This is a genomic window from Arcicella sp. LKC2W, assembly GCF_034931005.1.
GTDB lineage: Bacteria > Bacteroidota > Bacteroidia > Cytophagales > Spirosomataceae > Arcicella.
This window is the reverse complement of sequence record NZ_JAYGIN010000004.1, coordinates 184,180-197,335: the sequence shown is the minus strand read 5'-3', so window position 1 is coordinate 197,335 and position 13,156 is coordinate 184,180. Positions and strand designations below refer to the sequence as shown.

Here is a 13,156-nt window from a genome sequence, read left to right as displayed (position 1 = left end):
TCGTGCTAACGATTAATGATAATTCTCTTCGTAATCGTATAAAAATTATCACTTTTGATTCTAAGCATATATTCACCTTCTGGTAAATCGGACAGGTCTAATTTCTTCACATCATCAAAAATGGAAACAAAGCCTTTTTTGATAAATGCTCCTGATAAATTATAAATTTCGATGGTTGAATTTCTCCAATCTATCTTTGAATCAATGTTTATTTCTCCCTTCGTCGGATTTGGATAAATAGACATTCCGTTGTCATTATATAGTTCAAACAAAAAGTCGTCAGAAACTGGAGCTAAACAAACTTTGTCACCGTAAAATAATGTTTTATAAACATTCTTAGCCGTTACATTATACTTTCCTGCTTCGGTAGCTCTAATTACGTTTCCGTTTACATCTGTTCTGGTTGTACCATTAAATTGCCATATATAAGTGGTAGCTTGAGTATTTGTAAAACCAATTGTATAAGGGCTAATTCTTGTTACGGTTGTAATTTTAGCTGGCAAAGGCTTCAAAGAAACATACATTTGTGATGAAACGGCTGATTTACATCCATTTGCATCAGTTTGGAATGCTTGAAAAGCTCCTGATTTGTTTACATTTAGGCTTTGAGAATTGTATCTTGTTGTAGTGCCATCTTGATGAGCAAACCACGAAGGAAATCCTCCACTGACTAAATTCATCTGAAGAATTGTATTATCACCTTGACAAAGTACCGTGTCTTTAGTACTTGAAATTGTTGGTACAGGTGGCAATGCGTTTACTTTAATTTTGGTTAGGATTGATGAGTTGGAAACACAACCATTTTTGTCAATTGTCTTTACACTATAATCTCCTGCATTTTTAACGGTGATATTTCTGGTAATTGAACCTGTACTCCAACGATATGAAATAGCATCTTGATTAGAAGAAGTCAATACAACACTTGTATCTGCACAGAAAGTTGTTGAGCCATTCGGTACAATACTCGGTGTGGCAGGTAATGGATTTACAGTCACTTTCAACTCATTAGATTCAAGGGAAATACAGCCCTGACTATTAATTGATTTTACTTTAAAACTTCCCGTGGTATTCACTTTTAAGCTTCTATTGGTTGTTCCATTACTCCAAAGATAACTAACGGCATCTTGGTTTGACGAAGTAAGTACGACATTGGTATCGGCACAAAAAACAGTTGAAGTATTTGCGGAAATAATGGGTTGAGGAGGACCTGGTTTGGCAGTAATAACCAAAGGAGATGAAAAGTCTGATTGACAACCAAACTGGCTAATTGTTTTGACAGAATATGAACCAGAAGTCGTTACAGTAAGTTCTTGAGTTTTCGCACCATTACTCCATTCATAAATTATGGCATTATTAGAAGCATTATTTGCCTTTAAAATCGCTTTATTTCCTTCACAAAAATCTGTTGCTCCTTCAGCTATAATAGTAGAATTTGGCACATTACTACCTGCAAATGAAATAGCTGGCACTTGTGTAACGTTTCCGTAAATATCACGATAACGAGCATAATATTGTCTTCCACCTTCTACGTTTAAAATAACCTTCCGCTCACTTGAAAATTTCCCATTATCAAATAGTAACCCATTATTTGACCATTCGTAGTTATTGAAGGCATTGCCTTTAGAATCTCTTTCAGGAAGAGCAACTTCTACTCGGTTATCGCCACAATTAAAAGCTAAATCTGGAATGACTGTTGGTAATGAGGATGTTGAGGTATTAAAAAAATTATCAGTTAGTGAATTATTCCACGCATCAGCAAGCTGTGAAAGTCCTGAGGTGAAATGTACCCCTGCTTGTCGTCCAACTGGTTGAATGATATCTGTATAAGGTCCTTCAATAACATTGGGGGTTTCTCTGATGGTGGCAAGTTGCCCTTCAATAACATTATTATCAGTTGATGTTACACAACCTTCACAATTTGAAAACAACGATGTTAAAGAAACTACCCACCAAATATTCTTATCTGTTTCTGCACGACTTCTATTAATAATCGACTGTAAATTAGCTTTGTATGTAGTAGGCGAGGTAATGTTTGCATTTGAATTTGCATTCCTATTATCGGCTTCTCCCTGACACCACAAAACCGCTCTAACGCCCAACTGCGGAACAAAATGCTTCAGCACATCCGACATATTTTTATAAGGTAAGTTATTCGGATAAAAACCTCCTACGTATGGATTTATTGCAAGCCCTCCATTAGCAGTTGTTGCCCAAGCATTACTCGTAGTACCGCCAAACGCAACATTAAAAAACATAATTGGGACATTCAACCTTCGTGCTAATAAATCACCGAGTCTGCCCCAGCACCAAGCATTTACCCCTCTTGGAGCAATTTTAGTATCACTATCAAGTTTAGAAAATGGCGATAGTGAAACATAACTGGTGCCACCAACTGCTCTATCATTTAATGTTCCAAAACAGTTAACTCTGTCATCTATAGCACCTATTCCTTGAATAACATCAACTCCTTCTGCATTCGACTGTCCTGCAACAATAAAAACCTCACCAACTCCAACTCTATCTACCGTAGTTGTACCACCAATAATTTGTCCGTTTAGGCTACCCCTTACTTCAAGTCTATACCAACCTTGTCTTACACTTCTCACTACACTGAAATTACCGTTTAGAGGCATTACTTTTATTGTCTCCCAATCTGTAGCTTGTCCCTGACCTTCGGCAACGGGAATAAAACGAGCTTCAATCTTATCAACTTGTTGCTGATATGACCCTGCTACGGTAACCGCCGAAAAACCGATACTATTTCTTTGATAAACAGCACGGTTTAAGGGAGACGTTAATTTTATTTGGCTATAGACTAAATGATTTAAACAAATAAAAATAGAGATAATTAATAATTTTTTGACCGCTATCATGCAAGTTAATTTTGAACTTTATGAGTTAATTTATGTATGGAGCGTGGTTAGATACTAAATGAGTTTGAATGGTAATATTTATCGAACAATACTGATAAGTTTAGTTAGTTTAAATGTTGAACTTTCAATTTTCAGAATGTATATTCCTTCTGATAAAGAACTAACATCAATTTTTCTCTGAGTATTCAATGTATCAATTACTTCACTCTTATAAAGCGACCTTCCATCCGTAGTCCAAACACTAATAATTACTTTTTCTAAATCATAACGACTCTCTAAAGTAAATATTCCACTTGATGGATTAGGATATACCGAAAGCCCTTTATCATCATAAGGACTAAAATCAAATTTTTCACTTTCGGCAGATGAACAAGTCAATGGAATTGTAGATGATTTTACTTTATAAATGTTTTTCCCTAAAACAGTATATATTCCTTTATCAACAGTTCTAATTAATGAATCCTTTGCTGATAATATTTTACCATCCAATTTCCAAACGTATTCATCAACTTTATTACTTGCACGTGCTACAAATGAATAAGTGCTTTTAGGAACAATTGACAATGCTTGAGGATTATCCTTTTTAACCACCTGAATGGCATTTGATAATAAAGACTGACAACCTTTTGTATCTACTACAAATCCTTTTACTAATTCTGTTGATGATATTCTGATAGTCGTAGCATTATCGGCATTGTTAACGCTATTGTTTCTATTCCATCCAAACTTTGCACTGTTATCATTTGGCGTTAATACCAAAGACACCGATACTCCATCACAAAAAACAGTATCACTCAACGCTCTAATTTGTGGCGTTGCGGGCAATGAATTAACGATAACTGCAATATTGTCCGTTGAAGAAGGAGATAAACAACCATTTGTCCCAACAGTTTGAACATTGTATGTGCCTGCATTTCTAATAGTTATTGCTTGCGTTTTTTCTCCATTACTCCACAAATAACTTGAAGCACCAACATTGGTTGATGTCAAAGTAAGTGTTTGTCCTTGACAAAGTGCAGTATTACCAGAAGTGGCAACAAAAGGTTTCTCTGGACGAGGCTTGGCAACCAATTTCACTTCGGTAGAATATGGTGACGCACAGGCATTTTTATCAACTACACGTAATTTATAAGTTCCTTCACGAGTTGCGGCAATATCTTTTGTACGTGGCAAATTAGTAATAACTGGAGAACTCACCCATTCATAAATAGGGTTATCCGCTCCAGAAGTACCTTGTAAAACGACACTTGTTCCTAAACAAAAATTAACATCACTCAAAGCTTTCACACTTGGGGCTAATGGAGGTGTATTTGCTTTTACGGTAAACTCTGGAACTTGAACAATATTCCCATTACTACGAGTTACCCGTGCCACATAAGAACCTGAATTCACACTAATACTTTGTGTATTTCCAACGATTGTATTATTTCCTGTATTTACCCATTCATAACCTGTATAGCCACTTGGGAGGCTTAGTTTCAAAACGCCCGATGAAATACAATCTAAAGAAACACTTGGAATTGTATCTGCTAAAATTGGCTCTACCGTTTCAAAAAAGTTCTTATTGTCTTCTGTTAATGTTTTAATCCATGCAGTAGCGACATCATCTAAACCTGTTCCTGTAAAGTGAACACATTGTTCTCTTTCTCCAATTTTAGAAACTTGAATATTGTCAGTAAATGGCCCTGGATAAATTGGAGCAAGAGTAGGGTCAGTAATAGCCTGATTTTGAGCATTTACAATAATAGGTGAAGGAGCAGGAGGTGTAATTGATGAAGCACAATTTCTTTCACTTGAATAAGAAGTACGTGCTACTACCCATGCTAATTTATTATTCCCTAAATCTTGTCGAGTTCTTTTTACTAATCTTCTTAAATCATCCAAATAACTATTAACAGTTGTTGGTGGTGCTTCTCCTCTTCCAATCGCTTCAAGATTGAATAGATTATGCGTTTCTCCCTCCATCCATAAAACGGCACGAACTCCTAAATTAATACCATAATATTTTAGTACTGTACTTAAATTCACATAAGGATAACCTCCTTTTGGATAATCAAACTGTCTCGCATCTGGGAAGTAATCACTCGGAGCTTGCAAGGTCGGATTTTCTGCACTATATCTCCATGTTTTTAAAGAAGCTCCAGCCCAAGCAGTGTTAAAAAACATAATTGGTACATTTAATTTTGCACTTAAGGCATCACCAACTTTCCCCCAATAGTAAGGTCCAAGTCCCATTGGACCAATTGCTGAAGTCTTTTTTAGTTGAGAAAATTCAATGATTGAAAACTGAGATAAATCTGCCTGGAAAAACTTAAAAGGTTCCCAACCTTTCGGGTTGTACGCTCTTGGACTAATAAAATTGGCACAATTTACTCTATCGTCTTCAGCAGCAGTCTCTTTCGTTTCCAATAATCCACTTCCACCTGCATTAGACTGACCTGCAATAACAAATACTTCACCCACACCCACACGTTCAAGGGTTGAGACATTACCAACAACTTTCCCATTTAAAAGCCCTCTAACTTCCATAGTGTACCAACCACCTTTTACGGTTATACTCCCTTTAAAAAGTCCTCCTAATGGTGCTGATTTTATAACTTTCCAGTCAATAGCTGTTCCTTGATTTGCCTTTACAGGAGTAAAACGCACTTGAATCGTATCAATTGGTTGTGAATAACTGCCTGTTATGGTAACTGTTGCTTGATTATTGAGGTCACGCTGAAAAATCTGACGAACCACTGGAGAGGAAATAGTGATTTGACTATATAAAAAATTAGTAGTGCTTAAAAATAAAAATATTAATAATAATTTCTTGAACATATCAACAATTATTTGGAGTGGGTTAAGTATCAAAATACTATAACAATAGACGGATTTAAGCAATGAAACGTTGCGTTATCGTTTACAAAAACCAAGCCTAAACTTAGAAAAGTCCTACAAAAATACAAAAAGCACCTCAGAATCTGAGATGCTTTCTATATTTTTCTCTAAAATCTATTAAGTGGTAATGATTTTAAAGAGTATTCTTTCTTGTAAAATGAAATTAGTTAAACACTTTTTGTATAAATACTTGTCAAACAAGGACTTACATTAGTGATTCGTAATTACCTTTTATCAATTAAATTAGTCAGCTACAACGTTGAATTTCACTTTGTGCTTCACTTCTTTGTGTAAATCAAGTGTTGCAGTGTATTCACCTACGAATTTAACTTCTGAATCTAATGCAATTTTCTTTCTGTCAACATCAAATCCTTTTTCTTTCAATACTTCAGAAATTTGAGTAGTTGTAACACGACCGAAGATTTTTCCGCTTTCACCTACTTTTGCTGGAATATCAAGTGTAATATCACCGATTGATTCAGCTAATGCAGAAGCATCCATTTTCACTTTTTCAGCTTTGTGAGCTACTTGCTTAATGTTTTCAGCAAGAATTTTTTTGTTTGACCCCGTCGCCATTACAGCGAATCCTTGTGGAATCAAATAGTTGCGACCATATCCAGGTTTTACAGCAACTACGTCATTTTTATAACCAAGACCAGCGATATCGGTCTTTAAGATGATTTCCATTGTTTTGTTTATTTGGAGGTTTTAGATTTTCAGGTTTTGGGTTTTAGGTTTTGGTTTTTAGATTTTAAAAATATCGACACCTTGGTAGCCAATTTACAAACATCTAAGCCCTAACACCTAATTCCTAACACCTTAACCCCTAATACCTAATAATACCTAATACCTATTTTAAACCGTCAGCCACGTAAGGCATTAAAGCCAAGTGTCTTGCACGCTTGATAGCAGTAGCCACTTTACGTTGGAATTTTAACGAAGTACCTGTAAGACGACGTGGAAGAATTTTTCCTTGTTCGTTTACTAATTTCAATAAGAAATCTGGGTTTTTATAGTCAATATATTTAATGCCAGATTTTTTGAAACGGCAATATTTTTTGCGTACTACGCTTTTGTCAATTGGTTCGTTTACTAATGTCATGATTTCAAAAATTAAGTTTGAATGTTCTTACTCTGCTTTCGCTTCGGCTGGTTTTTTACCTATTAAACCTTTTTGCTTACGCTCGTTATAAGCAATTGAATGCTTATCCAAGACAGTTGTCAAGAAACGGATTACTTTTTCGTCACGCTTGTATTCAAGTTCCAATTTAGCAATTAGAGTACCTTCAGCTTTGAATTCGATGATGTAATAATAACCTGTTTGTTTGTTTTGAATAGGGTACGCCAGCTTACGTATGCCCCATGCGTCTTCATTAACGATTTCCGCATTATTATCCGTTAGGATTTTTTTAAACTTTTCAACGGTATCCTTTGTCTGCTGTTCTGACAAAACGGGAGTTAAGATGAATACCGTTTCATAATTACGTAATTCCATTATGTATATTGATTTTTTAAAATTGGACTGCAAATGTACAGCTTTCATTTGAATTATCAAAAAAAGAAGAGAAAGATTTGAAAGTCAGATGGTTGGGCTAAGAGAAAGGTTAACGTTTAATTTATCTTACATGAGGGATTAATCCCTGACTGTATTTCTTCTTAAAGATATTATTAGACAAATTACAACTATTTCATCTGTTCAAGAGTCTCTAAATAAAAATGTAACGTTTAATAGTTTTATATATATGAAAAAGCAATTAATTTATTTGACCCTATTAAGCTGTTTCGGCTTTGTCGCTTGTAAAAAAGATATAGAACAAAAAAATCCTGTATCTAACTGTGTAGGCCAAACAGCATCAGACCCTGTATTTTTGGCTGATGTAAAAAGTAAAATTTATGGAGAATGGCAGTTGACAACATATATTGCAAACATCCCAAATCCGAAAGTGCCAGATTTAAAAGTTATTTTTAAGGATGTTTCAAGCAGTCCAATTGACAAGCAGATAGCTGATATTTATGAAAATGGGAAATTGACAAATACAGCACTTTACTCGTTGAAGCAAATGAACAGCAATAATTATCAGGTTGTACAGATAGTTTCAGATTCTACACGGTTTCAAAATGGGGATTATAACTTTTTGAGAGGAAATATAAGAATTTGTGAAAATCAAATGATAATTGATAATGGAATTGCCCTTGATGCTCCTGGGTATATATTTACAAAGGTGGGTGTGGGAAGTAAATAATGTAAGAGTTCTCAAGGTTAAATTTGACCTTGAGAACTCTTACGTTATTTACTTCATTTTCAATTTCAACTTTCCATTTGTAAGAATAATTTTATCGGTCTTGTCTTGTTTTTTGTAACCATTTCCTTCTGGGTCGATGTCTGAATCGTAACCTGTGGCAGAAGTTGTCGCTTTATCTTCCATTTTATTAACGAGTCTTCCTAAACCTCCAAAAACTGTTGCGGTAGTTTTTTCTTTCCAATACGAACCCGCCAATGAGCCGTTAAATGTAGCTTCAATTGAACCGTCGGCGGCAATTTTCACTTCCATTGTTTCGTCGTTATTCTGTGATTTTCCAACGTGGTATTCCATACGTGGCTCACGAATTTCTTCTACGTACTTCATTACCACAACGCCTTTATATTTACCCAAATCCTCCACTTTCTTTTTGTTTTCTTTGGTATCGGGTTTATCTGCATCAACTACCAAATAAGTTCCAGGTTCTACCACATCACTTTTATCTTTATTCCAATTAAACAACCATACTCTTAACATTTTATCTGGTTTAATGGAGTTGGCAGTTATCCACCAATGAGGACCAATTTTGATTCTGCGAGGTTGAGTGACGAAGTCTTTTCCATCCACTTGAACACTAAAAGTATTATTGTTGGCAAGCTGACCTAAAGACGTATTAAGAATAAATAACAGAAAGATAAATGTCAGGAAAGATTTCATGGGATTTGAGATTTAAAGTTTTATCCCCCTGATTTTCAAGGGCTTTGTAAATTTACTTAATATTACTTCAGCGAACTCTGTAATTTTATAAATGGGAGTGATAATTTAGTAAATGGAAAATTTAAACAAAAACGTCGGCGAATAGCTCTAAATAAGAACTACTCACCGACGTTTCTAAAAACCTATTACGAATTACTGTTTAATCGTGATTTTCAATTTTATTCAAATCTACTTTACCTTTTTTTGTACCCAAAGTATTTATCCAAGCGGCAATTTTTAGCACATCTGCTTTCGGTACGTGTGACATTGGTGCCATTTCTGTTGCGAAATCAGGCCAGTTTTCTGGTTTTGGTTTGTAAACCAATTCTAAAATTTGCTCATTGGTATAATTTCTTTTCGCAATTTCAGTGAAAGCAGGACCAACTAATTTTGTCGCTTCATTATGACAGGCGTTACAAGCGTGTTTTTTCAACAATAATGCTACTTGTTTACTATCAACCATTTCTTTGGCTGCTTTTGGCATTTCTTTTTTAACCGTCGTTTTCGTTTCTTTTGCCGAAGCTACAACGGGAGTAGTAGTGGTTGTGCGTGGAGCAACTTTTGCTAATTCTCCTTCTGGAATGGCATTGAGCGTATAAAAAGCAAAATCATGTAAAAGTGGTTGTGCTTGGTCGTTCAAAACGCCATTTAACGTAATTTGGTGAATGTAACCTAAACGTAAATTGTCAACTACCAAACGTACTTTTGTGCGGTCTTCCGATACAATTACACCACGCAAAGGCGTTGCTTCTTGATTGATAATTGGGCTTCCGTATTGATGTTGGTATTTATAAGTAAAACTTTTCAACTCATAATTACTCAAATTTTCTGCCGTTGCTTTGTTGATTGGTTGTGTAAATTCGATTTCAAAACCGTCGGGACGAGCAGAAACGGTTTTCATTTCAAATGGCATACGACCATTCCAAACTAAGCGTTGCAAACCGTAAAGGTCTTTGCCCGTTGACCCCCAACCTCTTGAAGTCATTCCCACGAACATTGAACCGTCATTTCCCCATCTTGCACGGATTGTTCCTGATTGGAAACCTTCACGGAATGGATAACAAGCTCCTTGATATTGTCCTTTTACTTTTTCCAAGGTCATACGCATGGCTTTTGACTGCCCTTGGTCATACACAAAATACTGTCCTTGAAAAGGTCCAAATTTACCCGCAGTTTGGTCTTCAATCATATCTGCCGTAGAAATTCCCATCAAAGCGTGCGGAAACCAAACGGCTGGCAATTTTAAAGATTTCATTTTTTTTGCGGCTTCGTACATCGGTTCGCCTGTATCGGGTACGTCTTTTACAGTCGTTGGTTTTAATGGAGATTCTGGTTCTTTTGTCCACCAAAGTCCGCCTGCATTTCCTGCAAAATCGCCTTTTTCAAGGTGTGTAATTCTTCCAGAACCTACCCAGTCACCTTGGTTTTCTCCGTATAAAACATCGCCGTTTGAATTAACTGTAAATCCTGCGGGTGAACGTAAGCCCGTTGCAACTGGCTCGAGTGTACCGTCTTTTTTGATTTTCACTAACCAACCTCTCCATTTTGCCAATTTTCCTTCGCCATAACCTACCCACGCCACGTTGAAGGTCAAATACATATCTCCATTTTTATCAAACTCTGGACCGTAAGAATATTCATGGTAATTTCCTGATAAATCCCAATTGGCAACTGATTCATAAATATCAGCTTTATCGTCTCCGTCGGTGTCAGTCAATTTAGTAAGTTCACCACGTTGCGTACAATAAAATGAGCCGTCACGATACGCCAAACCCAAAGATTCGTGCAAACCACTCGCAAATAATGTATAGCTTGGTTGTGTTCCATCGGGCATGTATGGATTTTCGATAATCCAAACTTCTCCACGACGAGTACACACTGCCACACGGCCGTCTGGCATGGGAGCAACCCCACCGACTTCTAATTTAATTCCTTCGGGAATCGTTACCGTTTTTATTTCGTAAAAATCCTCTTCAGTAAGTGGCTTTGATTTTAATTGAGCAAAGGTTTGTTGCGTCAAAAAACCAAGTATTGTGATGAGTAAATATTTATAGTTTTTCATGTATAGTGAGCGAAAAAGCGATTTGCGAAAAGCGAATATCGCATTTGTTAAATTTTCAGTTATTTATTTTTATCATAGCTGAAAGCTAAATAATTAAGTATCCGTTAGAAATACTAACACCTAAAAACTAATCCCTAACAACTATTTAAAAGATAATGTTATATGAAACTTCTTTCGAACCCGTTAAAGGCATAAGGATTTGTTTTTTCCCTTTACTTTCACGTACAATAGCTTTGTTGTTAGCAGTTGGTACAACTTCAACGTAATAGTTTTGGTTATCGATGGCGTAGCGGTTTGGAGCTACTTCAGCAACACTCGTTCCTTCTGCAATGAGTGCGTACAGTTGTTTTCCTGCTGCAACTTCGCCTTCAAAAGTTAGGTGACGACTCAAACCTTCTGCTTTATCCAAAGGCGTAGTGGCATCTTTCACTTTCAAACCTTTATAGTCATACATAAAAGTTGGATAACCGTTTCCAATTGCCAGTTTTTCGAGTTTATAACCTTTATACTTTAAATCTTCTTTCGTTAAATTTTCAGGAAATTCAGCGTCAGCAGTTGACAAATACGCTAATGGAAATTTATCGTTTGAATTAACTGTTAAACCCATTGGAGCTGAGGTTTGTGGTTCGCCACGGTCGAGCCACATATCGGTTGCGTTTAAGAATTTTCCTCTCCATAATTGCAAAAATCCACCTTGGTTTAAATCATAAGAGAAATTTAAACCACTTGGCATTCCCACATTGATTCCGTGCGTAATTTTCTTATCTCCGTACATAATAAATGAACGTTGCATTGCAGGAGCATCGCTTGGTTGTACGTCAATTAAAGGCACAGGCACCATATCAAGCAAAGAAGTACGCTCAGTAATTGCTTGTTTCTCCCAAGAATCTTTTTGGATAAAAACGCCCAATGAATTTGGTCGCCAATTATAATCTTTGGTATAAAGAATGGTGTAAGTATGTTCGCCAGCGGTTAATTTCTTGCTTCCTTTAGCGTATTCTGAAGGCAAATGCCATCCTCTTACTACGGTATCATTATCCACAATAATTGCTCCCATTGCTTCCCATTGACCAATAAACGTGTAATTATCCGCCACTTTCGTTGTAAATTTTCCGTCAAATTTTAACAAAAAGTCTTTCTTTTTATCAATCACTTTTTGCGTTGGTTGCGGCAATGTTCCTGTTGCTGTTGGTGTAGCATTCACAGGTTTAAATCCATTGACAGCACCCTCGTAAAGCTCATATTTCACGGGAGTAAAAGCAATATCACTTTTTTCAAAAATCTGATAATTAAAATTCTTGAACGCTACTGCTCCGTGGTCGCCTTGAATTCTGAATGGTGCTTTTGCTACTTCTTGTTGAGAAACGGCTCCACGAGTTACGCCCAACAATTCAACATTTTCATGCACTAACAGTCCATTCAAATACACCGAATTAATACGGGCATTGGTTAATTTCTTTCCCGAAGCATCAAACGTGGGTGCTTTAAAATCAATTTCGATATGATTCCAGAGTCCAGGAGCTTTACTGGCATTTTGGCGTGGTGGATGTCCTTCATAGCCTTCGTTTCCTTTACCACGAGACTCGTCCCAACGATGATAAATTGCTCCGCAATCGCCGTCATTTGGATTTTTTTTCAACCATGAATCTAAAATTTGAACTTCGTAACGACTTTGTAAATAAAACCCAGAATTTGAGCCCTTCGGAATCATAAAATCGAAAGATATTTTTAAATCTCCGTGTTCCAATTTTGAGAATAAATCGTCCGTTAATTGATATTTTGGTCCTCGTAAAGTGCATACTAAAACGCCCTTACCTGCGGTGGTTGTAAAGGCAGCAGGACTTGCTCCAACCGTAACGCCACCTTCGATAGTCCAGTTGGCACTTGGGTTATTGAACGCACTCAAATCATTTAGAGGAATCTGATTTTGTGCCATTCCTGCAAGGGGGAAAAATAGGAATAATAGTTTCTTTAACATTCGTTTTTTAGGATTCAAGTTTAATTTTTGCTTACACATTAACGGTAAATCACCTCATTAATTTGTCATTTTACCCTATTAAATTCTATATATAACACCATAGAACACTTACTATAAAAAAACAAGCAGAGGTTTGCTGCTTTTCAATAGTTACTTACTACCAAAGTTATTTAATTAAAATACGTCAACCAATAAAAATTATACTTTTTATTAAATATATAATATTTATTGATTTTCATGTTTTATCCAAACATCAGACTTTGAAATTAAGACAAAAAAGACAAGTTGTTATTAGGGTTTATACTTAATTGAGAAGATATTTTTCGATAAAAATATTACGAAAAGAAGAGGATTAAATAGAAGTAGG

The 13,156-nt window shown here is 36.0% G+C and carries 9 protein-coding genes; 1 reads left to right on the top strand and 8 read right to left on the bottom strand.

Annotated features, from left to right (window positions below; translation table 11 throughout):
* Window positions 1-5: 5 nt before the first annotated feature.
* The 5 genes from VB796_RS04380 to rpsF all read right to left on the bottom strand — a co-directional run bounded on the left by VB796_RS04380 (window position 6) and on the right by rpsF (window position 7,248).
* Window positions 6-2,873 (bottom strand): T9SS type A sorting domain-containing protein, encoded by a 2,868-nt coding sequence (locus VB796_RS04380; protein ID WP_323345294.1) that lies wholly within the window; start codon window positions 2,871-2,873, stop codon window positions 6-8.
* A 78-nt stretch (window positions 2,874-2,951) separates the two neighbouring features.
* Window positions 2,952-5,693, bottom strand: a complete 2,742-nt coding sequence (locus VB796_RS04375) for a T9SS type A sorting domain-containing protein (RefSeq protein WP_323345293.1) — start codon at window positions 5,691-5,693, stop codon at window positions 2,952-2,954.
* Between the two features lie 303 nt (window positions 5,694-5,996).
* Window positions 5,997-6,440, bottom strand: a complete 444-nt coding sequence (gene rplI / locus VB796_RS04370; RefSeq protein WP_323345292.1) for a 50S ribosomal protein L9 — start codon at window positions 6,438-6,440, stop codon at window positions 5,997-5,999.
* A 163-nt stretch (window positions 6,441-6,603) separates the two neighbouring features.
* A complete protein-coding gene (gene rpsR, locus VB796_RS04365) occupies window positions 6,604-6,855 on the bottom strand; it encodes a 30S ribosomal protein S18 (RefSeq protein WP_323345291.1) in 252 nt (83 codons plus the stop codon).
* Between the two features lie 27 nt (window positions 6,856-6,882).
* A complete protein-coding gene (rpsF, locus tag VB796_RS04360) occupies window positions 6,883-7,248 on the bottom strand; it encodes a 30S ribosomal protein S6 (protein WP_323345290.1) in 366 nt (121 codons plus the stop codon).
* A gap of 247 nt (window positions 7,249-7,495) precedes the next feature.
* Between rpsF and VB796_RS04355 the strand changes: the two genes are divergently transcribed.
* The gene (locus VB796_RS04355; RefSeq protein ID WP_323345289.1) at window positions 7,496-7,996 is read left to right on the top strand and encodes a hypothetical protein; all 501 of its coding nucleotides are present in this window, start codon (window positions 7,496-7,498) and stop codon (window positions 7,994-7,996) included.
* A 48-nt stretch (window positions 7,997-8,044) separates the two neighbouring features.
* Here the strand turns inward: VB796_RS04355 and VB796_RS04350 are convergent, their stop codons facing one another.
* From VB796_RS04350 to VB796_RS04340, 3 genes are all read right to left on the bottom strand, one after another.
* Window positions 8,045-8,710, bottom strand: a complete 666-nt coding sequence (locus VB796_RS04350) for a hypothetical protein (protein ID WP_323345288.1) — start codon at window positions 8,708-8,710, stop codon at window positions 8,045-8,047.
* 199 nt (window positions 8,711-8,909) lie between these two features.
* Window positions 8,910-10,811 carry a hypothetical protein gene (locus tag VB796_RS04345; protein ID WP_323345287.1) on the bottom strand — a complete coding sequence of 634 codons (1,902 nt, stop codon included), beginning with the start codon at window positions 10,809-10,811 and terminating at the stop codon, window positions 8,910-8,912.
* Between the two features lie 145 nt (window positions 10,812-10,956).
* Complete coding sequence (locus tag VB796_RS04340; protein WP_323345286.1) at window positions 10,957-12,789, bottom strand: DUF1080 domain-containing protein; 1,833 nt, start codon at window positions 12,787-12,789, stop codon at window positions 10,957-10,959.
* Between the last annotated feature and the right edge of the window lie 367 nt (window positions 12,790-13,156).